This window comes from Sphingobacterium paucimobilis HER1398, assembly GCF_000416985.1.
Taxonomy (GTDB): Bacteria; Bacteroidota; Bacteroidia; order Sphingobacteriales; family Sphingobacteriaceae; genus Sphingobacterium; species Sphingobacterium paucimobilis.
The window spans coordinates 423,736-449,875 of sequence record NZ_ATDL01000015.1; the positions used below are offsets into that span (position 1 = coordinate 423,736).

Here is a 26,140-nt window from a genome sequence, read left to right on the forward strand (position 1 = left end):
TTTAACGCTCATTATCGATACTATAAAGTAATAAAAAGCTCCTCCGAACATAAGTTCGAGAGGAGCCTACAACCAAACAATTAAAACTATAGAACTGATATCTATTTGGTGTTACTTATTAAAAATCTCACTGAGCTTATGATCCAATTCTTCACCTCTCAGGTATTTGGCAATGATCTTGCCACTCGGATCGACAAGAAAATTCATAGGGATAGCTTTTACATCGTACAATACGCCTGCTTCGTTGTCCCAACCTTTAAGATCACCGACTTGCTTCCAGGTAAGACCATCATCCTTTATGGCTTTTAGCCATTTCTCTTTATCAGTAGCCTTGTCCATCGACACCCCCAATATCTCGAATCCCTTGTCTTTAAACTGCGCATATGATTTTACCAAGTTTGGATTTTCACGACGACAGGGTGCACACCAAGATGCCCAAAAATCAATCAGTACATACTTGCCCCGGTAGTCCGAAAGTCGGACTGGATTGCCCTCCGTGTCGGGCTGTGCAAAATCTGGTGCCTCAACCCCTTCTTGGGTCTTCTTGACCTGTGCAATGCGATCTGCAACTTTACGTCCCAATTCTGTATTTTGAGACGAGGCATCGAGCCCCAGAAAAACTTTCTCCAATCCTATGGCATCAAATCCATCCTCTAAAATAGAACTCAAGGCCATCAAAGACATGTAGCTCTTCGGATTTTTGCTGATATACTCCAATTTAGCTTCTTCTGTTTGCTTTTTTATTGCCTCAGCGCGATCATCTAACGATTGCAAATATTTCATATCCTGCTGATCGGCCGGAGATTTGGACGCATATTCTTTATTCAAAGCTTCATACTGTGCGTATATAGGAGCCAACATATCGTTAACGCGCTTGTTTTCGTCATTCAATGGTGATCCCGTTACAATAGCATTCTGAATAGAATCTGGAGCAGAAATCTTTATATGCTGCCCCTCCAGAAAGAACGGGAACAGGTCCCATTTCACCGGCTTTGTGGGATCTACAGGTTTATCGTCATGAGCCACACGTATAGCAGCCTCTAATGGAGATGGAACAGATCCTTTGAAAGCAAATTTTCCTTTGTCTAAATACACGGAATCAATCACCTCCCGACCTTCTGTTTTATACCTCAAGTAGGCCTTTGCAGGTTTATCTAACTTGCCGAGTTGCCCCTCAATGGTATAATCCTGCTGAGCAAATACGGCGAATGGCAATACACTAGCCAATAACAATGTCCATTTCATATTCTTTGTCTTTTATATTATATCTATTTTTTTGCTTTCTCTCCAACAATATCGCTATGCAATAAAGAATTATACATCTTGATGTCTCTCAATACCTCTAGCGCACTGATAAAACTTTGGTTGGCTTCGTTGCGTACTCTCGCCATATAATCTCCTCCCGTATACAACAGCGAGGCAATCTGTGCCTTCAGTTCGACATCGATTGCGCGGTGTGCATCCACATGGGTATCATTGGGTACTACAACCGATTTTGTAGCCGCATAGGCCACCACCTGCTGGTGTACTGCTATGGGGATTTTAAATTTTTTATTAAAGCTTTCGAAATCGGGATAGGCTTTCAGAAGTGCAGCACGATTCTGCTGTACAAATTCAAAACCACCCTTCGCTACAATACCAGTATTCATCAATGTCCCCATCCAGCCACTGTAGACGTTGGTATCGATAGGTACAAATCGATCCGGCATAATGCCACCACCTCCGTAAACGATACGCTTTGTCTCTAAAGTGGTATATTTTAAAGAATCAGCAAACTCTACATGCCCCTCTTCCAACAATTCTTTAGACTCCATCCTGCGGCTAAAATCCTGAAAGTAATCTTCTTTACCTTTGGTATATGGCTTTTGTATGGAGCGGCCTGAAGGGGTATAGTACCGCGCTCCGGTCAATTGCATTTCTGATCCATCCGACAAGGGTACGGGGCGTTGCATTAATCCTTTTCCGAAACTTCGACGCCCTATGACTACAGCTCTATCCCAATCCTGTAAGGCTCCAGTAACGATCTCACTGGATGATGCTGTAGATTCATCGATCAATACGACCAGTTCTCCTTTATAAAAACGGCCAAAACCGCCTGTGTAATAATAATCCTTCCCTCCTTCATTAGGTACAGAATAGAAAACCATCTTTTCTTTCGGCAGGAATTCATCTACAACGCCAATTGCCGATTGTACATAACCTCCACCATTACTCTGCAAATCCAAAATTAATTTCTTCATTCCCTGCTCCTGCAACTTCTGGAGAGCAGCATCGATCTCTTGACGCGTGGTCAGGTTGAAAATGGAAAGACCTATATAACCGATTTCCTTATCGACCATGTACGCTTCTCTTACCGAGCGTTCGAGAATATTGCCTCGTACGATACGGATATCTTTTTGCTCAGTGGTGCCAGGAGAAAGTAAACCAAGAACTACAGGTACGTCTTTTTCACCACGCAGCTTAAGCATAATCTCTTTATTCCCCCAAGCCTCTCCATTGATGGACTCACCGTCGATGGCCAGAATCTCATCCCCTACCCGTACACCTGCTTTCATAGCGGGTCCATCGGGATTAACTACCGTAACGAATGTCTGCGTTCCGCTTTTCAAAAATTGGATGCCAATTCCTGCAAAGCTACCGCTCATCCCTTCACGCATAGCCTCTGCTTCTTCTCTACTGGTATAGCGCGAATGCGGATCCAAGTCTGCAATCATGGCACGTATAGCTGCATCTACCAAATGCTCATCATTGACGCGATCGACGTAATTGTCCTGAATCAATTTCAATGCTTCTTCAAACTTATACTTTGGATTCATCTGTGCCTGTAGCGAAAAAGCTACTCCGACCATACCCAGAAGTATTCCTGTTCTTTTCATCTATCTGTTATAATTTATAATCTCAACAATTCTTATTAGTACCATTTTCAAAATGGCTGTAAACTATTCACTCTTCAGCTTTTCGATAACCAGCGAAAGCTCATCCATTAGCTTGCTCGGACTACCGGAATATCCTCCCGAAGAATAACGGATAACGCCATTTTTAACTACGATCTTACGTGGAATAGACGAGTCCTTGAATATTGGTGTAACCAAAGATTTGAATAGCTTATCTTGCTGCCCATTTACTTCATTTTCTGCATCGTGCAATAACGTAAATCGGTATCCCTCGCCTCGCACAAAATTAACGGACTTGGTACGGTAATCGCCTGTTTGCATCGTACCTACCATATAGATCGCCACCTGAGAATCGTTGGCGTATTTGTCTACGAGCAATTGCATCCCTGGGAATGCCATGATACACGGACGACACCAGGTAGCCCAAAAATCCATGACCACAATCTTATCTTTGATGTTATCCTGATCCACAAAGCTTCCATCGGCATTCTCCATAGAAAAATCTGGAATGGGATAGTTAACATTAAGATGCTCATTAACATATGCTTCTAACTCAGCTCGCTGTTCAACAGACTGTAACCCGGCCAGATATAAATCATAGCCTTCTAAACTTCCGGAATGGCTTTTCTGATACAGCGACTTGACCACATCAAACATACGCGGTGTCACGGCATTAGCTTTGATGCTCATCTCCAGTAAAGGTAGAATCTCATTCTGCGCACCAAGTTTTTCGAGTACATGCAAGTTGATATCGTTCAATTCGGCATTGCCATACTTCCCTTTGTCCGACAACTCGAAGAAATATTTGCGCGCTTCTTCATAACGTCCCAAATCATTCAATAGGGAAATATGCGTAAACAAGCGATCATCCAATTGATTGTTCCTATTAGAATCGGCTGCTGACTCGCTCATAAAATCACTTCTATAGGATCCGTCTCCCTTTTTGGAGATAAGCCCCTGAATAAGAGGCTCCGAAATATAGTAAAGCGAGTCCTTTCCTACCGTATTGAACATATAAGCCCGCATGACATTCCAGCGCAACAACTCATTGGAAGTGCGGAAATCGATGTCCTTGAACAGCGCCTGAAATTTGTCGAACTGTTTGTTATCGAAGTAGGCTGACCCGAGACCTCTGTACACAGCGTAATAGATAAAACCTTTGCTATCTGGATTTTCATACCATTCGGAGATAGGATACTTTTTTAAAAACTCTTCATAAGAAGGAATGACGTCCTGTAATGGACCTGCTGTACGAATACTGCTATAAGCAACAAAACGTGCAGTAGAACTCTTTGGGAACTGTTTGGTAATACGCTTGCCTACCTGCTCTGCTAACCTATCCTGCTTAATCTGATGTTGTAAAAACAGCTGCATATCGCCCAGATCGTCAGCAGATATGGACCTGTTGGACAACAATTGATCCACGACCTTCTCTGCTACAGGTGTCAATTCCTGATCGGTCAAAAGCAGACGCTGAGCGCCCAAGTACAATTTATATTTTGATGAAATAGTCTTTCCTGACAGCTTTTCTTCTTCCTTAACGATACTTGACAAATAAGATTTATCTAAAGTGAGCTTTTCATCGTAGTAGTTGATGATCGCACCTTTGGCTAACGTAGGCACAATAAACGAAGCCTCTGCAAGATAGCTTCCCTTCTGCGCTTTTCTTTTGTGATCGCTGATCCGTAGACCGTAACCATTATTCTTGTTATTATCTACAATGTCCGGACTGTAAAGATCCCCTTGAAAGAACTTGACTCCGACAAAAAGTGTGGAGTCCGAAACGGGATACAGGTATTCCCACTGTTTATTACCCACGGATTTCATGGAAAACTGTTCTACTTTCCATATATCCTGATGAAACCGATAAACAGCGACGGACACTTCGTCGCTAAACTCCAAATCTCCTCCTTTGGCATCATAAAGTATACGTATGGGGTCCCCAACCTTCGCAGGCTGAACCGGAAAAACATTGCTATTGTAAGGCTGTTCTTGCGCTTGCAAGGCAGTCCCAAAAAGTAAGAATACGGCTAAAACTATTTTCTTCATTGTATGATATATTTAGGCTTTATTATCTTGGGCTCTGCCCTATTTCGGGATTCAATCCGAGATAATAACTGGCAACAGGATAAATAAACCTATTGCTATTTATCTCTAGCGTGAATGTCTCCCCTTTGAATGTTCTTGTGTAAGCTCTTGCCAATTTAGGGTCTAAATTCAACCTCCTTTGATCAAACCAGCGTTTGCCTGTGGCAAATAGTTCTCTACGGCGCTCTTCAATAACTTTTATAAGCGCTTCGTCAGCATCTCCTGCGATAAGCGGTTCAAAGTCTCCTGCATGGAACCTGGACTTCCTTAACAGATTGACCATCTCCATAGATTGATCAAATTGTCCATTTCTAGCTAACACCTCCGCTTTTATCAACATAATCTCTGGAAGAGAAGATCCCACCTCGACCGTATTGGGTCTTTCGCCAGTGATCTCATTCTTTCGAGAAAGCAGAGCTCCAGCAGGCATCAAGCTATTTTGAGATACTTTAGTATATGTCGACAAACGAAGGTCATTGGTATTGAAAAGGCCCAACAGTTCAGGATTGAGCTGTTCATTGTATTGTTGGACAGTCCGTTTAGACAGAAATATTTCTTTGCTTTCTATCCTTTTAGGGTATACTTGATTTTCTTTACCTACATAATCAGATAAGTCAAAAAGTATACGATTCCCTTTCATTGCTTCATCGGCATGGACACCGGCCTGATCAAAGCTACGCATATACAAATGTACGGTTGCCAATACGGCATGAACGGCTGCCTTATCCGGATGTCTATTATTTTCTGCCCGTTCGGGCAGGTCAGCGATTGATTCATTGAGATCGGTCAAAATCTGATTGTAGATTACCTCCAAGGTTGCTCTCTGCAAACTGGAAAACAACTCCGGTTTCAACAAAAATGGTACTCCAATGGTAGACGATGCTGTTTCAGGATTATAGATCCCGCCATACTGATTGACCAGAAGAAAATAGCTATAAGCTCGCTGTACTTTTGCTTCTGCCAAAATTTGTCTCTTTTGGCGGTCTCCTCCTTTCTGGCTTTGCATGACCGTTGCTATAATTTCATTGGCTGTGTTAATCTGCTCATACAATTTATTCCAGTTCGCATCTTGCAGATCATCCGGAAAGTATTCCTGAGCCCAAGTATAGGGCCAATAAACAGACTCTGTAATATTGTTTTGATAGGCTCCTTCGGAAATAACCAAATCGTCACTCGATAATACTGGCAGACTATAAGCCGGTCCGAAAATGCTTTCATTATTGAGTAGATATTGAAAATCATCCGTATATTTTAACTCACGTCTATTGTACTGGTCTACCTCTACATAATCTCTACATGAACTGAAACTACCAAGAAGCAAAAGAGGGAAAACCACTGTTATATAATTTATTTTCATTTTCTTTCGTATTATATGTGAAGAACTAAAAAGAGGCATTCAGACTAAAGAAATAATTCTTTGTCGGCGGAAGACTATTATAAGTACGTGTGCGATAATACATTGGATCTATACCTTGGTCATTAGCTCGCCAAATAATACCCAGGTTGCGCACTGTAGCATTAACACTCAGACTCTTTATGGGGAGATTTTTCAACAGCTCGTTTGGGAAAATGTATTTCAGCGAAATCTGTTGTAAACGGATATGACTTCCATTGATAACCATGCGATCGCTCTCCCGAAATCTATTGAAACTATTCTGATTAATATTCGCGATACCTGGGACAATCGTAGTCGCTTCATCGCCACTGGCTTGCCATCTATCCAATAAATCGGTGTGCGTGTCCAAGAATCCGCTGTAACCTTGCCAAGTTGGGTAATTGACAATAGTTTCTTTTTTGACCACATGTCCCATGTTATAGCTCAACCTTACATCAAACTGGAAAGATTTATACCTCAGAGTATTCATCAAACCACCGAAATAAGGGGCAGACATGCGCCCTGCATACACTAGATCTTCTATCTTAAATGGCAAGCGGCCTAAGTTTTCTCCTGTTTCAGCATTCGTGTTGGTACTGCTCACTATTACTCCATCGTTCCTGCCAATCAATGTCTGTCCCTTCTCATCCAACCCCTCGGAACGATAGGTGTATAGATAATCTAAAGGCATACCTGTCCTGGGACTACGCCCTATAACTCGGTTAATGTCGGTATAGTCAAACCTGGAATCAGTAACCTTGTTTGTATTATAGGCGAAATTAAATGTACTCTGCCAAGAAAAATCTTTCTTGCGAACCAACTGTCCGGATATCCCCAAGTCTATACCACTTCCCTCCATCTCGCCTCCGTTGAAGGTCAAATTTGACCAACCGATCGTAGGATTCACAGGGAAGCTATATAAGATGTCTTTGGTATGTTTTCTGTAGTAATCAAAAGTAACGTTCAACCGGCTACTCAGGACACTAAAATCAAGCCCGTAGTTCTGTGTATATACTTTCTCCCATCCTACTCTAGGATTACCAGGAGACGCAATTTTGGCAGTAATCTCTCCTGTCTCACTGTCACGGGGCTGAATATCCATTATTGTTACATTGGATGAACCCGTAGGAATCGTACCACCAACACCATATGTAAAGCGAAGGCTTAAGGCATTTAACCAGTTTTGATGCTGCATAAAGTGCTCTGATTTTATATTCCATTTGACTCCAGAAGACCAAAGTGGCTTAGCACGCACCGAGCGATCGATACCGACTAATGTGTGGTCATCAAAACGGGCACTTCCGGAGATAACATAACGCCCCTTGAATAGTGTCAAAGCACCATTGGTATAATAAGAAAGTTTACGTACGTTAGGTCGGTCAACAGAACCATCTGAATAGCCTAAAGTCATTGTGTAATCGTAAATCGTATTATAGGGCGTGGTGGGGTTGAATGCGGAAGAGGAATAGGTATCTATATTGAACCCATAGCGCGTCTGTCCATAGCCAAACCCAGTCTGTGAACCTATCTCTCCACCAATAATCATATTAAGGTCGATCCACTCATTCAATGACTTATCAATATTACCCTGTAGACGAAGATTGTAGGAACTTGTACGATGGTCTCTAGTAACCAATCTACCTCCTTGCGGAAGTGAGCGTGTAAATATCCCTGTATTAAAATCTACAGCCGTGGCAGTATTCAAAAAACTGCGCATAGTATAACTTTCTAATTCATCTAAGTTGTTGCTGGCTTCAAAAGACCGCTGTAGCATTCCTGACAAATTCAGTTTGAACCAAGAGGTCAGCTTAGCATCCAAAGCAGCGTTGAAGCGAAGTCTATTGTCCTCGTTGGTATAATTAGAATATTGTAATTCTTCTATCGGATTATACCGCCAATCATACAGCCCGAGCGCCAACAATTCATCTGCGGTCTTGTCTGTAAAAAGAACAGAACGTTTGATCAGTTCGCCTTGATCATCCAATAATCTTTCATAAGGGCGATAACCAAATTCTCCTGATCCGATTGTATTGGCGGCAGCTTGATTGCTTTTGCTTTTAGAATACACGTAGTTAATACCGGTAGTAAGATTTAGACGCTGATCAAAAAAATTGGTCGTAAAATTGGAATTGATAAAATACCCCTGTCCTTTATTACTTTTGAACACTGGCGTGTCATCCGAATAATTCATCGATATCAAATAGGTGGATCTACTGTTTCCTCCCGATAGGGACAAATTATATTGCTGACTTACCGCATGCTGAAACAGGTTATCCTGTATCTGATTTATATTATTTATGGTTCCCAATCGGTTGAGCTGCTGTTCTAACATAGCGTTATCAATCACACCGTTTTTTTGTTTGAACAACCATTGCATGGCCTCACTGACGGGCTTGTTTTGATTGAATTTGCTCCACTCACTAGGTTGCCAAGCACTCGGATCAGGCACACCGCCTAAATCGAAAAGCTCGCGTTCCAGATCAACGTAATCTTTACTGGACATACGGCTCAGTTTGCTCAGGTCAGCTGGCGCAGATGTGCTCAGACTTGAGCTGAATGATATGCTTGGTGGTTGATTTTTACCTTTTTTTGTCTCGATTACAATGACTCCGTTGGCTGCTTGGCTACCCCAAATAGAAGCTGCCGCCGCATCTTTCAAGACAGTTATACTTTCAATATCTTCAGGGTTGAACCTGTTCAGAATTGAATTGTTGGCATAAGTTGTATTAGTCTCGACCAAATCTTGATCCATGGCCGGAAATCCATCTATCACGATCAGGGGCTTTTTAGAATTCCCTAACGGATCCGAATCGGTGCCAAAACTATTGGCTCCTCGAATCTGAATAGTATTATTCCGTAAATCGATCTGCATGCCGGGTACCATACCTTCGATACGTTCCATAATATTTATCGACGGGACTTCTTTTAATTCTTTGGCGGTAATCTGACTAAATGAGCCTGTCGCTCTTTCTTTTGATATCTTCTGATAACCTGTAGAGACCACTTCAACTTCTTCGAGTTGATTTACCGCGTCTCCCATAGAAACATTAATATGCTTATTATCTCCAATGAGGCGACGCTGTGGCTCCATCCCTATATAGGTGAATACCAAAGCATCTACCGGCTTACGCAATCTTAAGGTATAACGGCCGTCGCTACTGGTGGTGACTCCGGTACGGATGGCGTACCCTTCAGGAAGAACGGTAGCTCCTACCAAAGGCTGGCCCTTGCTGTCTTTGACCTCACCTGTTATTGTTCGCCAATAGTCATCTTGTTGAACTTGAGAATTAGATTTATTATCCTTAACTATCGTGTAATAATTATCCTGAACGTATAAGAACAAAAGACCGCTGGGGTATAGAAGGGATTTCAATACAGACTCTATAGGCGCCTTTTTGTCCTTAGGCACGGTCGATTTCGGCACCTGTACACCTCTCAGCAACCCCTCTTCATAGGCAAACTGGGTTCCGTAAAGGCGGGTGACTTCATTCAATGCCTGTACGATACTTGCTTTTTGCTGAGTATATCCCCCTACATGATAGAGTAAGAAGACTAAAAGCGTAAATAATCTTGGTTTCATAAAGTTAATTTGTTAGTTATTTAGAGTTAATCGTTATTTTCTTGCCTTCGACCTTCATGTCCAACTGCATGGCGTGTCGGATTACAAAAAGAATATCATCAGCTTGTGTAAGTGGAGCTACTCCCTGAAGTCTTTTATTTAATATGCTGGAATCTTTCAGTTCAACACTGTAGCCGTAATTATCCTCAAGCACTTCGATAATATCAGATAGGTTCTGATGCTCAACAACCATCTCACCACGTGTCCAAGAAAGCGCCTCTTGTATATTCCTGTTGTTCAACACCTGCTCAGTATCGGCTACTTTATCATAAATAAAAGTTTCCCCTGGTTTCAATATGTGCTTTAATCCTATTTTATCCATAACCTGAAGGCTACCTTCAAATAGGGAGACTTCAATATGTCCGCGACGGTCCTTAACATTAAATTTTGTACCTAAAACAGTTAATGAAATATCTCCTACATGGACGATAAAATAGTCCTCCTGCTGCAATCGATTCTTGATCGCCGTATGCTTTACTTCGAACAAAGCTTCTCCATCCAACCACACCTCTCTAGGCTTATCTGTTTTCCAATCTCTAACATATTTCAAACGCGAATTACTATTGAGCTGTACCACAGAAGCGTCAGGTAAAAGCAATTCTCGCTGCTCTCCATATCCTGTATTGTTCATTTTTGTGCCCAGCTGCCCAACCTCATATATAGTGAAGCCTAATAGTAAAACTGCAGCAACTTGGGCTATCCATCTCCGGATCTTACGAATCCGATATAACCGGTCTTGTGCCTGTACATACAACGGAAGCGATTCTTGTATACGGCTCCAACGTGTTTCATTGTCTATCTTACTTTGATGCAGAGGCTGATCTCGCAGCAGCTCAATCCACTGTATCGCCTTCTCAATCTCTTGTTCTAAATAGGGATAAGTGTTGACCAAAGATTTCCAAAATGACAGATCATCCCCCATTCCTGAAAGATAATAGGACGTGAAGGCTTCATCTTCGAAAAAGTCTACTGCTTTAAAGTCTTTGTATAACAAGAAATCGTGTTTCATAATCTATTTATATCTATATACAGTGAGAATTGGAATTTTACCCCAGTGTTGTTAAATTATTTTTATCTTTTTGTAAAAAAACACGGAATATAAGCAGACAGGTTCAAGAAAATTCTTCTTCAGAAGTAGAATTTGCACCGAGGGCAAAAAATAAAAAACTAAAATCGGATCCGATTAAGAAGATTTTGCTTCGGCCAAAAGTGTAAAAATTGCCAATAGATTGAATGCCCCGACATGTTTTCTCAAACTATCCATTGCACGATAAAACAGTTTGTATAAGTCTTTAACAGATAACCCCATGATATCCGCGATCTCCTCGTAAGATAATTCTTCAAAAAACCGTAAGTGGATTACTTCACGTTGACGTGCTGTCATTTTCAGTAAAGCTTCTTCCAACTGGGCCTTGATCTCCTCCAACCGCTCTTTGCGCATAACTTGTGTATCATGAGGCAATTCAATATCAAATGGTAAACTTTCTACTGGAATATTTCTTTTTCTATTGGACTGCTCAATGTGCGCTGTAAGTGTGCGCCTAAAGGCTTTGTAAAGATAGTTTTTGACGGAAGGTGTATCGTTGATGCTATCCCGGTTGTACCAAATTTTCATAAAAAACTCTTGGATGCTATCTTCAATGATGCTCTCTTCTTGTGTAAATTTATACCCATAATTGAACAATAGCGGACTGTAGCGCTCAAACAAAAGTTTGAAAGCAGCCTCGTCACCCAATCGAAATAGGTGCCACCAGTCTGACTCATTTTTCATTTTTCAGTACAATTATTCTTGAGCAATCATACTCCAATTGGAGATATAGTGCTACGGTTAGCTAAAACATGTGCTCCAAATGTAACAAATTCCAAACAAAAGGGTAAAAATGTGCTTTAAAGATTTTTTCTGGTGAATTGTAAATCGCCAAACCAACAGGGAAAATATATTTTCCATCGCATAACGATACAAGCATATTATCATCCGTTATAAAAAGGTGCCCAAGAAGAAAACAGAAAAAAGAATAAGAACGACACCGTGCAAAAAATTGACTTGCAAACATAATAGATCTATGTAAGCAGCGGATTGTTGTTTATTTTTACGAAAAAGATATTGATAATGAAAACACCTAAAGAGAATTATCTACTTGCCAGTTTCATCGTAGGATTTATGGTATGGCTGTCTGCTACTGTGATATTCAGAGTTGCTGGGCAGCATTTTTTCATAGCAGAAAATACATGGGTCATGATCGGTCTATACCTCCTGCTCCTACCGGCATTGGGTCTCCTCGCTACCACCGTGTTTAATAAATTCAAGCTGGACAATCTCGAGAGTGTTAAATCTGCAGCTATCATGGTTCTGCCAGGAATGCTGTTGGATACGGTATGTATACAGTTTTTTGAAAAAGTATTTCCTAACATGCCCGAAAGCTACAGTAAAACATTTGGGGCTTGGCTAATGTTTGCCTACGCCATCGTCCTGATAGCTGGGCTATTGAGAAAAGACAAGTAGGCAAAATATTCTGGTCTGAAAATCCAACCTTCTCTACGTAATGCTCCTACCGAAGTTTGTTGAATCTTGCTTAAGAAAAACAGTAGGCGACATATCCGTCACCCGCTTGAATGTCCTATTAAAATTGGAAATGCTCGTAAAACCACATGCATAAGCTATATTGGCAATAGGCTGTTCGCGTTATTCGTCTTAAGCATCATACAGCTTTGTACAATCCTGATCCGATTAAGATATTCGACCAACGTACCTCCATGTGTTTCTTAAAGTACACCTGTTTACGCTAATAAACAAGAGAAAGATTGTAGCCAGCTTATTACTTAAACCAGCTACAATCCTAAACAGAAGAATTTCTTTAGTTATTACTTAAGCAATTGCTCTACTTTTTTAAACAAAGTCTCTCCACGAAGGTTACTTGCTACGATTTTTCCTGACGCATCGATTAAAAAATTCTGTGGAATAGCTCGGATACCATACAACTGAGCTGCGGGTTCTTTCCAACCTTTTAGACTAGATACATGGTACCATGGCATATTATCTTGTTTAATTGCCTCTTCCCAACGTCCTTTATCATCATCCAGAGAGACACTCAAAACAGTAAAGCCCTTGTCGTTAAAAGCTTCATATGTCTTGACAACATGCGGATTTTCTTTTCGACAGGGGCCACACCAACTGGCCCAAAAATCTATCAAGGTGTATTTATTCGATTTCAGCACCTCTTTCAGGCTCAATTCATCGCCCTTTGGAGTCGTCGATACAAAATCAACATATTCCTTCCCTGTTAGGTTTCCTTTGACCGCAAGTAACCGATCGCCAAGCTCTAAACCCAGTGCTGTAGCTTTTAGATCGGACGACAATTTTTCATAAAAGGGAAATGTTGTCTCATAATTTGCCAAGCCTGCTGACGCTGTTTTTTCTAGGTGATAGAGTGCCACATAGGAGTTGGGATTGTCAATCACAAATTGATGTGCTGCTTCTCTTTTGAAACGTGTATATTCATCCAAGCCACCTAATATCTCTGTTATGTAAGCTTTCTTTGCATCACCTTCAGGCATAGCTTTGAAGATATTAAGTGCATCGATAAAACTTCTATCCACAGGTCTTACCTTAGCCGCAAATAATTCATGGTTCTCGGCCAGTTTGGTTCCGCTTATCTTTGCATAATACAAGGAGTCTGTAGCTATTACCTGTACAGTCCCTTGGGATAAAAATAAATCAATACGATCGCCGATATCTTCTCCTTCCAAGCTCAATTTACCTAGAGTCGGTGCTGGGAGGTTACCCTTAAATTGAAAACGACCTTTTTTTATAGATACACTATCAATGATCTTCAGCGTATCTTTTTCATAATATAATTTAATAAACTTACCATCATTTGATTCATCAATTTTGCCTTTTACGGTAAAGCTTTTTTCTTGCCCCAGTACTGTATTCGCACCCAAAAGGAGCAAAAAAATAATAGCCAATATGTTCGTTTTTATAATAATGTTCATTACAGTTCTAGTTTTTTAATTTAAATTTCTACTAATTTACAGCTCGCCAGTTTACATCTTTTACTTTCAACAGTCCTGTCCAAGAGCTATTACTTTCTGGTAGCAGTTCGACAATATTTGGATCTGTACCTACGAGAAAGCGGCTCAATGTCCCTTTGCTCGTAACATTGTAAGTCGCGATGTATAGACTATTGAGCTGTGGGTCTATCTGCGTATCAAATTTGAGCATCGTGACGGGATCTGTGATTTCTGGAAAAGTATAAATTTTCTCAAATCCAGGATTATAATCATAAGCGTATAGTTTACCTCCTACGGCGTAAAAAACGACACTACGATGGGAAGAAAAGGCATAAAAGTCAGCTTTTGCAAAATCCGTCGCCAAAGGCTTTACTACATATGCGCCACGCTTAGCAGGGTTGGCTCCATTTGCGTAGAATTTATAAATGAAGCATGTGTTGCTAGCATCACGCATGATCGAAAACGAATTACCATTTACTGATCCACCATCGGTATTGCGGGTATTCTCCGCATAAATTAATTGACGCCCTGCAGGTTGATTCCACGGAAAGATATCGTCAATATTATCCGTCAAAACAGTAGATGAGGTTGAAAGACCTATTCCCGTAAAGTTGAGAAAGCGCTGTCCCTCTTGATCGTACCATATCAAACTTCCCATATTATTAATCGGGTACAACAAATAGGGTGCTGCTGGTATCCTCTGCTCTGGTGCAGATGCCAAACAATTTACCGGATTGTTATAGTAATCTCCTCCCATAAACAATGGAATCGCTCCAAACAGATCTCCACCCGCTGTAATCACCGCACGGTAAAGCGAACTCCCTGTTGTACCAGTACGGGCTTTGATCTGAGGTGCTGTCACCACGGGATAAAGATCTTCGAGTTCAGCATCACCAGAAGTGAAGACGAAGCGACTGAAAACATTATTGGACGTGGCGGTCATCGTAGCACGATCTAGAAAATAAGATCCCTCTCGTGTCATCGCCCACACTCTTGCATCGTCCCCTGTCCCCCCAGTATGTACCAAACTAACGGGTTCGCGTAATCTGGAAAGTTGCGTTCTGGATAAAATCTGTGGGATATGAATGGTATCCGAGAGCATCGACAGCATTTCCGCTTCTGCATACCCATCTTCATCCTCACCTATCAAAAGTAATCCCCTGGAAAAAGCTGTACTCACCTTTACTTTAGCATTGGCTGTCCAACTGACCCCTGTCTTTTTATCCAGCACCCGATAGAAGAGGTCGTGATCCAAAACCCCTAAAGCCACCGGATAAACCAAATCTTTAGCTCTTCCAATAGTATCGTATACGACTTGTCCATACTTGATAATCCAGAAGTAGTCATAACGACTTTCATCGGCTTCATCCATTGTCGCTTTGATAGTTGGCGTGATCTGCAGGGTATCTATCGCCGTACGTACGAGATATTCTTTAGCGACCCCTTCAATTTGCAGTTCATTGATTTGCTGATAGTCATAGTTTCCTAAATCTTTACTGCATGCGGCTATCAGCAATAGGCCTAATAGCGCTATATAATAATACATTTTCATGATCTATATCTTTATAAAAATATGTTTTAAGGAACGGGGACCCAAGGCACACCTACATAAGAAGTCCAGGGCACAGAGCCCATCCACATCAATCGTCCATCGTCCTCAAGTACCGGATTCTTCTCCTCATATCGTTTTATCAGCGCCGCTGTAGCGTCATTAGCAACGAGCATCTGTCTAGCCATAGGCATAGTCTCTAAACTGGAGAAGTTCTCATATTTTAAGCCCAATGCTTCTGTGAGAAATTCCATTTTCTTCCGCGAGAATATCCCAAAAAGTCCAGACTCTTTATTACCGGGTTGCAATGATCCAGACCATACAGCCGGCTGGATCATAATATCATTGATCCGCAACGTGTGTTGACTGGCATCAAACGTGGGTACTACCTGCCCCGCGTTGTATTCAGGAATAGCATCCCATTCCGGAAATGACAAGTCAAAATCCTTCGTAGGCAGCAGACGTAATCCTAATGTAACAGGCTTTTCTTCTAAATCTGGAGTACGTTTAAGGCGGATCTTAATCTGCGTACCTACCGAACCTGCGCCAATAGTCCACTCTTCCTGAACAGACTCATAGTGTTGGCCGGCTATTGCTGTAGTAGAGTCGGGATTAATGGTTAGCTGAAAAGTACGATCATAATTTTTCACAGGCCCCGTTATCATCACTTTCACAGCAAATTCAACGTCATCCTGACCTATACGTACAAAATCCACATCACTATAGGGCTGATAGGGCCATATGCTTTCCAGATGCGTAGCTGTGCCGTTGTGACGTACCGAAAAATAAACTCCTTCCTTCCCTTCATAAGGCATCATTTCCTTCTCGCACCCTCCTAACAGTATTGCAAAACAGAAAAAAAGCACATATATTAATATCTTTTTCATATCGTTATCCTTTTAATTATTGTCTTTGTGCTATTTCACTATCAGGCAGTGGTACAACATAGTTATTCAACACCATAGTTTTTTCTGGAAGCATACTCAGCGTCGTATGGTTGGGCAGCGATTGGTAACTATTTCTCTTGTAGAAAAAGAACATCTGTCCCTCACCTAGCATTTCGCGTCTGAACTCTTTGCCGATCTCCGTTTTTAGGGCAGCAGGATCAATCGGTTGTAAGGAAATACAATTTCTTGCCGTCCTCAATTTGTTAAAATAAGCAATAGCCTGCTTCGGATCGGAATGACACTCTGCTGCAATAAGCAACATCTCCGAGAGCCTGATCAATGGAACCATATATCGCCCAGGGCCATCTACAATATCCACATACTTCATATTTGTTGTAGCTGTGATTGTTCCTGTAGACGCACTCTGCCAACTACGTCTTCTAAAATCATTGCCGTCATCATACGTCGCATTTATCCTCTCCACGCTGATATTATCCTCACTAAAAGATAGCTTACTATCCCCTTTCAAGCTCACATCAAATAATCTTTTGTACATCTCATGACGATTTATATCGTAGAGAGCGAACATAACTTCGGTCGAGAACAGACGATCAGGTTTATCCACATTTGTCGCATCTGCAAATGTCACATAAGGGAAGATACTTTTGTCCGTTGTTTCCACTTCTGACAAGATCTCCTCTGCACACTCCAACGCTTTTGAGCGCTCGCCTTCCCACAGATAGGCTCGTGCCAACAAGGCCTTGGCCGCGTAATAATTTAAACGGTACTGTCTGTAATACAAATCATTTGACCCTCCAGCATTGTTATTATGACGTACGCCTTCTGTCCGTATCGGATCCTTCTCCAGCAAAGAAACTGCCGTGTTTAGATCATTCGTCACGTGTTCCATAACTTGTTGTGACCCCAGTAAAGGGAAGACTTCAAATCCAGATTTATCAACATAGGGAATAGCTTCCTTCAGTTTGTTCTCCTGGCTATAAATAGGGCCAAACAACCGAAGCATATCCAGATGCAGCATCGCTCTTAGAGCGAGTGCTTCGCCTTTGATGATCCCATAATATGGCTCTGGCAATATTTTACTCGGCCCGTCACCACATTTGTCCAGAATGATGTTACAATTGGCTATCAGCTCATAAGCTTTAGTCCATATATTATCCATAGTCGCTTTTACATTGGCATCTGTATATATGAAAGTTGTATATTTTTCGAATACATGTGTAGAGCTCTTGATGTAATAATACTGCGCCAGTACATCTAATGTCCCAGCACTCATATTCTGTCCATATAGGTTTTGATGAGCCATCTCGACATAAACACCATTCAGTGCCTTCATAAACCCAGCGCTATTTACGAAAAGTTGGTCTTCTCCCAACCTATCCGTAGGTTTGACGTCAACCCACTTTCCACAGGAGAATAGCAACCCCATCGACAAAAAATAAATAGTAATTTGATATAGTTTTTTCATTGCTTCTTATCTTAGTTTCTTAAAAACGAATTCCGGCTGAAAAGGAAACAGAGCGTGCAAATGGATAATCTATCCCTCTTTCATTCTTAATCGTAGAAATATGGAATATATCGTTCATATATACACGAAATGTTACGGATGAGGCTCTAATTGACTTTAACCAAGCCGCATTTATACTCTCATACCCCAGCGAAAAAGACTCTCCTATCAACATATCATTGTCTCGGACAAATCGGGACGACATTGGCGTATTTTCTGTTCGCGAGATTGATTTGAATTTTGCTTCGTCTCCAGGTTGTTTCCATCGATCATACAATGCTCTTTTATCTTGATTGAGCACCACGTTACGAGAAGATATATTTTCTACTTTTTCGTAAAGTGTCTGCATAAAAGCCTGTCCACCCAAACGGTAACGTAAGTTGACAGACGCCGAAAAACCTTTAAAAAATAAACTTGTCCCAAACACACCTTCTAAATCTGGATCGCTATTCCCGACAATAACCTCATTCTTAAAATCATGCACGAAAGTCTGCTCACCATTCTTATTCAAAAAAATCTCACGTCCTGTTGCCGGATCTATCCCCACAGAACGGACAGCCCATAGGTCCGAGGGACTTCCGCCATCGTAATAACGAATAAGATTCCGGCTTTTATTGGCTTCATTGAAATTATTCAGCAAATTGCCCATTTTGCGATATTCCGCTTTCAGCTGTCGCATATTCAGATTGATACGCCAGGTCAACTGCTCTTTACGGATGATACTGTAGTCACTGCTTACCGTAAATCCATTGGTCACTTGTGCTCCTATATTCTGTGCTACACGAGATACACCGGTAGAAGTTGGTAAGGATACAAATACAAGTAAAGGATCCGTACTCTTTACAAAATAATCCACATTTAGGCGTAGACGATTATGGAATGTTGTGAGATCCAGCCCTACATTACGATCCAGTGTAGTCTGCCACTTCAACCCTCTATTACCCATATTACTGATAATGGTACTCGCCCCAAAGGGATTTCGGTTTTCATTGTTATATCTATAGATACGCATCGAGATATAATCATCAAAATTCTGATTGCCAGGATTACCGATAGAACCACGTATCCGTAATTGATCAATCCATTTCGATGATTTAACCCATGTCTCATTATGTGCATTCCAAGCTAGTCCAACAGACCAGATATTAGAGAACTGTCTTTCTGTACCAAATACAGAAGCACCATCGGAGCGCAATGTGGCATCCATGAGGTAGCGCTGATCGTATGCGTATCCCATATTAACAAAGAAACTTGCACCTCTGCGTTTCGATTCACTGTAGTCGGGTCGCTTTCCTTCTGGGTAGCTTAATGCAAAATTAGGATTTGAAAACTCATCGTCTATAAATCCACGAACGGCATAAGTGCTCTGTAGTCGAGAGGCTTGCTCCATACGTGCTCCACCTACTGCATTCAACATGTGTTTCTCCGCAAAGACTTTCCCGTATGTCAAACTCAAATCGCCATCGTAGTTCGCATTTCTACCATTTGTCTCTCTATAACTCCCCCTCTCCAGCGCATTTGTATTTAAAAACTCGGTATTAAATGGTGAGCGAAAGATCTCGTCTCTTGTGGAGAAGCTGCGCAATCCCAGCCGTCCACGAATCCGAAGCGGCTCTGCTACATGCCATTCCATTTCAAAATTATTGGTAAAGCCCAAGGATAACTGTTCATTAATATTGAGGTTACTTACATCGTAAAGCGGACTGTAAACAGGGGCCTCTCCTGAGCGTGTCGCACTAAAATCTTCCAACAGCATTTTTATGCTTCCGTCATCGTTGTATTTACGATGGTAGGGATTCGCTCTTGTAAAATCCGAAAAAGGTGAAGTCTCCTTATTCGATTTTACATTATCAATACTTAAGGAGTTATTTACAGAAAAGTCCCCTCTTCTATACAGTAAACGTATATTTCCATTTGTTGCCTGTCTGTCAGATCCCTTCATCACCCCTTTTGTAACACCGTGATTGAAAGACACACTATAACGCAAATTTGAATCGCCACCTTCAGCAAATAATGTATGACGCTGTGTCAGTGCCGTACGAAGCGGCTCGTTTGGCCAGTAGGTATTCACGCCTCGTCTCACCTCTTTAAGGCGGTCTAGATAATTAGCTTCACTATTTAGATTAGAACCCAATATGATTTTTCCTTGTTCGTCAAGCCTCCCATAAAACTGGGACAGAAGTTCAAACTGTAGTTTTTCTTCTGCGTTCATCAGGTTGTAATCGGTAAGATCAGCAAAACTAACGTTACCATTCATCGTATAGTTTACTCGCAGCTGCCCTGGAACCGGACTTTTGGTCTCTACAACCACTACGCCGTTTGCGGCTTTTGATCCATATATCGCTGCTGCTGCTGCATCTTTTAATAAGGTGATGCGCTCTACGCGGTCCATGCTCAGGTCACTGATGATGGCCAGGGTACTCTCAAAACCATCTAAGATGAAAAGGGGTTGATTGGGATTCGAACTATACTCATCAGTAAGTCCGATCACACTACTTTTACCCCTAATCTCAATATCCGGAAGTCTATTCGGATCGGATCCAAAAAGATTGTTATCAACAATAGCAAAAGAAGGATCTAATGTCTTCAAACTCTGAAGAATATTCTGGTTGCCTACCATCTGCAACTCTTTGACCGTATAGGTAGCTGACGATCCGGTGAAGCTTTCCTTACTCCGCTGATAGATCCCTGTTACCACCACGTCTTTTATCGCATCAGCATTGGGTACCAACTGTACATTCAATACTTTCTGATTACTGTAAATTTCTTCTTGAGGTTTCATTCCTATATAACTGAATACGATGACAGCCTTTACAGTGATAACAGAGAGCGGAATTTGAAATTGCCCTTTTGAATTGGTACTCACCATATAGTCAGTATCCTTGACGCGGACGGTCACCCCCTCTATCACTTCTCCATTCTCGGCATTAGTCACCTTTCCTGTCAGAAACTGTTGCTGGAGCACTGCTTCCTCTTTAACAGGTATAGGGCGCAGCTCTTTTTTGAAGAAAGAGATTGTTCTGTCTTCCAATTGATAACCGATAGGTTGATTCACGATGATCATTCGGAGAAATTCATCCAATTCCACCCCTGTAGCGTCCAATGTTAGAGGATGGACTGAGTTTAGGACATTTTTAGTGCTGAATATCGTATAGCCACTCTGTTTTCTAATCGCTTCCAGAACAGTAGCAAATGCTACATTCCTGCCCTTGAAAGTAATCTTTTGAGAGTAGCTGTTCGCACTGACGGAGAGCATCCCCGCCACTAGTAAGAATAAGGTTATTCTCATCACTCGTAATAAGTAATATTTATTCATTAATTTTACTCGGATTTGGTTAGTACAAAATCTACTGTTATAAAAAATTTTAGACTAGCCTATCTATTTGAAGGAAAGGATGGCACTCCTTTCCTTCTATGTTCTCATAAGGCAGTCTATTGTCTGGTCACGATCTATTCTATTTTTTCTTTCATATACATCCTTCTTTAGGTTAGTTATTTTAAATTTTTAATAAATAATTAGTTTACGATCAGCGATATCCAACTTATAGTTTACTGCTGCTGCATCCAGAAGACGCAATACCAGTTTTATATTGGAATGTCGATAAGCATCCCCTATCAATTCGACATCTGGTACGGCACCGCTATAGACAATAGAAAGATTATACCATCGGCCTATTTCTGTTAACGTTTCGGCAAAAGATTTTCCATCAAAACTAAATTTGCCATCCTTCCATGCTATGGCGTGCTGTGGATCGACTTTCTTAACCACAATCTCTCTTCCATCTTTATTTTCAGCCTGTTGTCCAGGGAGCAGTGCTACCTTTTTATTTTCAACCTGTACGTTGACCTTTCCTTCCAATAAGGTTGTTTTTATCGAAGACTGTGAAGCATATCCATTGACATTAAATTCTGTCCCCAGTACTTCGATAGACTGGTTCTTACTTTTTACAATAAAAGGTATCCGTTTGCTATTCTCATCTGTAACGGACTGTACGATAAAAAATGCTTCGCCATCTAATTCCACAACTCGCTGATTGCCTGAAAAACTAGATGGGTATTTTAGTCGTGTATCCGAATTGAGCCATACCTGTGTGCCGTCAGCCAGTTTCACCTGATATACGCCACCTTTAGGAACATAGAGCTGAAGCTCCCTCCCTTCCTTTAGATCCAATGACTTATCAAGTACATGTCCATTGCTATAATGTATTGTATCATCCATCACAATGCCTTGCTGTTTAGTATCCAATACAACTTGATTTCCATCAGCAAGAACAAGTATTGCTTTGTTGCCGCCAGGAACAATGTCTTCGATAACACTCGCCACGGGCGGTACCGTAGCAGTCTGCGTATTGTAAACCTGATAACCTATAAACGCGAAAACGACTACTGCGGCTGCGGCAGCCATCCAACGCCACATACCCCATGATCTTGATTCTGCTTCCACAGATTCTTCTATCTGTGATCTGATCTCTAAAAAAATACGGTCTGTATCTCCTTGGAGATAATCGAGATCAGCAGGTGCTTCGGCCTTCAGAAAAGTGTCCGCAAGCTGCCCCAACCGCTCATCATCGGTCGTCCTCAACAGGCGAAACAGTTCCTTTCTATCGGATTCACTGATACTGTCCTCTAGGTACTTTTTATATAGTTCTTCTATTTGTAACATAGTTAAATTGGTAGAGCTATTGCCCTGTTTAGAGATAAGACGCTTGGAAAAAGAAAACTGACTACTCGTCGTGAAGATTTTGTTCAGTCCTTAAGAAAATGGCTGGGATAGAGCGATCAATAATGCGAGAACAGTAATATCCCGACCTGATTTAAGCAGGTGCTGTCTCACGGCATAAACGGCTTTGACCAAATGATTATGGACTGTGTTGGGGCTGATATTCATAATCTCGGCGGCCTCCTGATGGCTTTTGCCCTCGAACTTGCACAAGATGAAGGTTCTTCGCCTTTGCTCAGGAAGATTCGCTACAGCTTCGTCCAATAGCTGTTGGGTTTCCTTGGCAAATAGTTGCGCCTCGGTATCTTCGTCTATAGTAATGCCTGTTCTTAAAACCTCCTCTTGCATACGATTCTGACGCTCGAGCTTACGGAAATAATCGATAGCCATATGCTGTGCTACACGGTATAGATAACCTTCAAAAGTTTGCTGAACAACGATTTGCTCGCGCTTTTCCCATACTTTTACAAAAAGATTCTGTAGCAATTCGTCGGCCTCCTCAGGGTCTTTGACCATTTGCTGTAATTTCCAATACAGTTTTTTGGAATGTTGATTATAGAGGTCCTCAAATGCAGCATGATCTCCAGCTTTTAGACGCTGAAGGAGTTCGAAATCGACAGAATTGGAATCAGAGTGCATTTATCGAATGGCTAGTTTTCGGCCACTAAGCTAGAGATTATTTTTTAGGTCAGCAATATTGGAGATGGAAAAACAGTTTTACACTATTTTCTTGACTGCGGAGCCAAACAATAGCTACCAGTAATAAACGGAAGAAGGAATCTATAGAATAGAAGAGAAATAACACAAACCTTAATTACTAATATTTTTAGTTTAAATAATTTATATTTAACTTAGCACAAGCAAGTTGCTAATAAAATAACCAATCCATTATGGAACCTGTAATCACAGATGCAATCAATATTATAGAAGAGATGGAATTCACTAAACTAGTCAACAGTATACAAAATACGCACAAGGAGCTCCAGCTATCGGCTGTAAAAGCAGTAAACCAATCGCTTACCCTACGTAACTGGTTGATCGGGCTATACATTGTCGAATTCGAGCAGAACGGTGAAGACCGGGCTAAGTATGGAGAGCGATTACTTGAAAATATAGCAAAAAGTATTCAAATCAAAGGTTTACCAGCACCTGAGCTCTCCCGATGTAGACAGTTATACAAAACCTACCCTCAGATTCTTGGGTTGGTAACCCAAGAATTCAAACACCTTCTTCCTACAGGTCTTCCAAAACATTATTCACTTGAAAATGTACGACACCCAATTCTTGGGTCGCAAACCCAAGAATCACAGAAAGTAGCAATAACAACAATCTAAAACACATTTTCAATATTTTTCAATCCATCTCATACACGCATTTTACCGAACTCATTAAAATAGAAGACGCTACGAAAAGACACTTTTATGAGACACTTATTCTGAAAATGCAACCGACGGTTAAAGAACTAAAAAGACAGTATTGCTAGTAACCAATCAAAACAAAGCCTTGGTCGAATATGCTATAGCAGACAGTGACCAACAACTGTTCGTGAGTAAATACCTAATTAAACTGCCATCAGAAGAAGAGCTTATTGCCGAAATCGAACGGGAGAACAATGTACTTCGCGAGCAGGGAGTCGTTTATGGTCGAGAGGAATGAAAAAAACAGACTTCACCTACCTCTGCAGATATTGACCAATACGACCTGCATGCCCCATTTTAGTTGATAGGAAATAAAAACTGTCTTATCTTTAAGCTACAGAACAATAAGATAAACGATTCTATTGACCTATGTGGGCTTGTCTTCACAGGATGGAGATCGGATCACAGACAGGATGAACAGCATGAAAAAAATAATCGTTGGAATGATAGCGCTATCGCTATTGGCAGCCTGCCAGTATAAAACGGATAAAAAGGCTACTTCAGAAATGGAAGTTTCCAAATTACAGGAGCTTTACAAAAATGAAACGAACCAACTCTCTATTTACAAAAACAATACGATCCGTAAAAACGATACGATTTATAACAACGACACCTTTGAACTGATTGAAAAAGAGAAAAACGATTCAAAGGTGGTGAAAGGGAATGTGAACTATGAACGCGGTTTTGAAGATGACGAGGATGCTACGGTGTATGTTCTAAACTTTGACAAACCTTCGGAAGAACGCTATTTTGTACGATTCTCGGACAATGACAGTATTATGTTTCTCTTGGATAAAAATAAGAAAAGCGCAACACTCTACAGAGCGCAATAAATCATTTTGCGCAGGGGGAGTTATTGATCGCCGAGACCACGCTAAACACACTAATCTTTATATTAAGATGACAACCGATAAAAGTATCGGCATAGCTTTTGTATATGTATTAGTATTCATAATTTAGGTTAATAATTGGTTAGTTAAAAATACCTGAAGCTCCCCGCTTCAGGTATTTTTCTTTATCATTTAAGGATTCAATTTTGTGCTACCACTTGTGACGAGGATTGGAATGAAGTAATGGCTAGATTTGGCCAATGCTGAAAGATTTACTAATAAAATAATAATCAGATCTAGAATACATCTCATAATTAGAACAAAAGTTCTAATTATTGAATTAAAACATTTATTTTTACGGTATCGATCTGTAAAGATGTCAACAAATACGGGCATGTCGGCAATGGGCACACCTATTTGAGGTATTCTTGATCTCACCCTAAAATCAACTGCTATGGTAGATATATATCATTTAAATTGTGTCAAAATTGTCTCCCCATACAGCGATAATGTAAGCGGACATTGTATGTTGTTAAAAGAGAACGACAGCATGGCGCTGGTCGACACCGGAATCGGCTTATTGGACACCTGCTATCCGGATGAAAGAATAGGTCAGGAACTGGTCGAGATGGTAGGATATCGCTTTGACAAGAAGCTTACTGCTATTCAACAAATCAAGAGTTTGGGGTTTAACCCTGAAAATGTTCAGGACTGTATCATATCCCATCTGGATAATGACCACATCGGAGGCTTGCCAGACTTTCCCAAAGCTACGGTACATGTGGGATATGAAGAATATGAAAATTACCTATCGGGAAATCCACGCTATCTAAAAACACCACTACTGCACGAACCTGTAATCAAGTCCTATGCTAAATCAAATGACCAATGGTTTGGTTTTGAAGCGAGGAAAGTATACACTTCTCTGCATACAGAAATACTCTTGATACCGCTATTTGGTCATACCTTGGGACATTGTGGAGTAGCCATAAAACACAGCGATTCCTGGATATTTTATGCAGCAGATGCCTATTATCTGCGTGATGAACTAGATAATTCCGACCACCCCATCAATCAATTGGCCGAAGCGAGAGCCGACGACAATGAGATGCGGATAGCGACGCTAGACCGCATTCGTAAACTGATTTCATCACATCCCGAAATTAGATTTTTTGGATATCATGATATTGATGAATTTAAGTTGTTTGCAAAAAACAATTGATA

Annotated in this window: 20 protein-coding genes; 5 read left to right on the forward strand and 15 right to left on the reverse strand. The window is 41.1% G+C overall.

Translation table 11 applies throughout. From position 1 onward, the window contains the following. Positions 1-111 precede the first annotated feature (111 nt). The 7 genes from M472_RS34655 to M472_RS34685 form a co-directional block, all read right to left on the reverse strand. Positions 112-1,245, reverse strand: a complete 1,134-nt coding sequence (locus tag M472_RS34655) for a TlpA disulfide reductase family protein (protein ID WP_021070532.1) — start codon at positions 1,243-1,245, stop codon at positions 112-114. A 23-nt stretch (positions 1,246-1,268) separates the two neighbouring features. Beyond that, complete coding sequence (locus M472_RS34660; protein WP_021070533.1) at positions 1,269-2,876, reverse strand: S41 family peptidase; 1,608 nt, start codon at positions 2,874-2,876, stop codon at positions 1,269-1,271. Positions 2,877-2,939: 63 nt separating this feature from the next. Continuing rightward, positions 2,940-4,943, reverse strand: coding sequence for a TlpA family protein disulfide reductase (locus M472_RS34665; RefSeq protein ID WP_021070534.1), 2,004 nt, complete (start codon positions 4,941-4,943; stop codon positions 2,940-2,942). A 22-nt stretch (positions 4,944-4,965) separates the two neighbouring features. Continuing rightward, on the reverse strand, positions 4,966-6,339 hold the full coding sequence (locus tag M472_RS34670) for a RagB/SusD family nutrient uptake outer membrane protein (RefSeq protein ID WP_021070535.1): 1,374 nt from the start codon (positions 6,337-6,339) through the stop codon (positions 4,966-4,968). A gap of 25 nt (positions 6,340-6,364) precedes the next feature. Continuing rightward, positions 6,365-9,937: a SusC/RagA family TonB-linked outer membrane protein gene (locus tag M472_RS34675; RefSeq protein WP_021070536.1), complete on the reverse strand. Its 3,573-nt coding sequence runs from the start codon at positions 9,935-9,937 to the stop codon at positions 6,365-6,367. A gap of 16 nt (positions 9,938-9,953) precedes the next feature. Then, positions 9,954-10,985, reverse strand: a complete 1,032-nt coding sequence (locus tag M472_RS44555; protein ID WP_021070537.1) for a FecR family protein — start codon at positions 10,983-10,985, stop codon at positions 9,954-9,956. A 174-nt stretch (positions 10,986-11,159) separates the two neighbouring features. Continuing rightward, a complete protein-coding gene (locus tag M472_RS34685) occupies positions 11,160-11,747 on the reverse strand; it encodes an RNA polymerase sigma factor (protein ID WP_021070538.1) in 588 nt (195 codons plus the stop codon). A 339-nt stretch (positions 11,748-12,086) separates the two neighbouring features. Here M472_RS34685 and M472_RS34690 point away from each other — a divergent pair, with 339 nt between their 5' ends. Then, entirely contained in the window at positions 12,087-12,479 is a 393-nt protein-coding gene (locus tag M472_RS34690; RefSeq protein WP_021070540.1) for a DUF5367 family protein, read from the forward strand. 33 nt (positions 12,480-12,512) lie between these two features. Here M472_RS34690 and M472_RS45980 read toward each other — a convergent pair whose 3' ends face one another. From M472_RS45980 to M472_RS34720, 8 genes are all read right to left on the reverse strand, one after another. Continuing rightward, complete coding sequence (locus M472_RS45980; RefSeq protein WP_081643189.1) at positions 12,513-12,647, reverse strand: helix-turn-helix domain-containing protein; 135 nt, start codon at positions 12,645-12,647, stop codon at positions 12,513-12,515. A 191-nt stretch (positions 12,648-12,838) separates the two neighbouring features. Further along, positions 12,839-13,969, reverse strand: a complete 1,131-nt coding sequence (locus tag M472_RS44560; RefSeq protein ID WP_021070541.1) for a TlpA disulfide reductase family protein — start codon at positions 13,967-13,969, stop codon at positions 12,839-12,841. A 31-nt stretch (positions 13,970-14,000) separates the two neighbouring features. Continuing rightward, positions 14,001-15,539 (reverse strand): PKD-like family lipoprotein, encoded by a 1,539-nt coding sequence (locus M472_RS34695; protein ID WP_021070542.1) that lies wholly within the window; start codon positions 15,537-15,539, stop codon positions 14,001-14,003. A 26-nt stretch (positions 15,540-15,565) separates the two neighbouring features. Further along, positions 15,566-16,423, reverse strand: a complete 858-nt coding sequence (locus M472_RS34700) for a DUF4843 domain-containing protein (RefSeq protein ID WP_081643176.1) — start codon at positions 16,421-16,423, stop codon at positions 15,566-15,568. Positions 16,424-16,439: 16 nt separating this feature from the next. Then, positions 16,440-17,909 (reverse strand): RagB/SusD family nutrient uptake outer membrane protein, encoded by a 1,470-nt coding sequence (locus M472_RS34705; RefSeq protein ID WP_021070544.1) that lies wholly within the window; start codon positions 17,907-17,909, stop codon positions 16,440-16,442. A gap of 19 nt (positions 17,910-17,928) precedes the next feature. After that, positions 17,929-21,237 carry a SusC/RagA family TonB-linked outer membrane protein gene (locus tag M472_RS34710; protein ID WP_081643190.1) on the reverse strand — a complete coding sequence of 1,103 codons (3,309 nt, stop codon included), beginning with the start codon at positions 21,235-21,237 and terminating at the stop codon, positions 17,929-17,931. A 216-nt stretch (positions 21,238-21,453) separates the two neighbouring features. Continuing rightward, on the reverse strand, positions 21,454-22,611 hold the full coding sequence (locus tag M472_RS34715) for a FecR family protein (protein ID WP_021070546.1): 1,158 nt from the start codon (positions 22,609-22,611) through the stop codon (positions 21,454-21,456). A gap of 90 nt (positions 22,612-22,701) precedes the next feature. Further along, entirely contained in the window at positions 22,702-23,307 is a 606-nt protein-coding gene (locus tag M472_RS34720) for an RNA polymerase sigma factor (protein ID WP_021070547.1), read from the reverse strand. Between the two features lie 251 nt (positions 23,308-23,558). On the opposite strand from M472_RS34720, the gene M472_RS34725 reads away from it, so the two are divergent. The 4 genes from M472_RS34725 to M472_RS34735 all read left to right on the forward strand — a co-directional run bounded on the left by M472_RS34725 (position 23,559) and on the right by M472_RS34735 (position 26,138). Then, on the forward strand, positions 23,559-24,002 hold the full coding sequence (locus M472_RS34725) for a DUF1016 N-terminal domain-containing protein (RefSeq protein WP_021070548.1): 444 nt from the start codon (positions 23,559-23,561) through the stop codon (positions 24,000-24,002). 142 nt (positions 24,003-24,144) lie between these two features. Then, a complete protein-coding gene (locus M472_RS45230) occupies positions 24,145-24,324 on the forward strand; it encodes a DUF1016 family protein (RefSeq protein WP_022829354.1) in 180 nt (59 codons plus the stop codon). A 184-nt stretch (positions 24,325-24,508) separates the two neighbouring features. Then, positions 24,509-24,919, forward strand: a complete 411-nt coding sequence (locus tag M472_RS44565) for a hypothetical protein (RefSeq protein ID WP_144062717.1) — start codon at positions 24,509-24,511, stop codon at positions 24,917-24,919. 451 nt (positions 24,920-25,370) lie between these two features. Next, a complete protein-coding gene (locus M472_RS34735) occupies positions 25,371-26,138 on the forward strand; it encodes an MBL fold metallo-hydrolase (protein WP_031301732.1) in 768 nt (255 codons plus the stop codon). Positions 26,139-26,140: the final 2 nt, after the last annotated feature.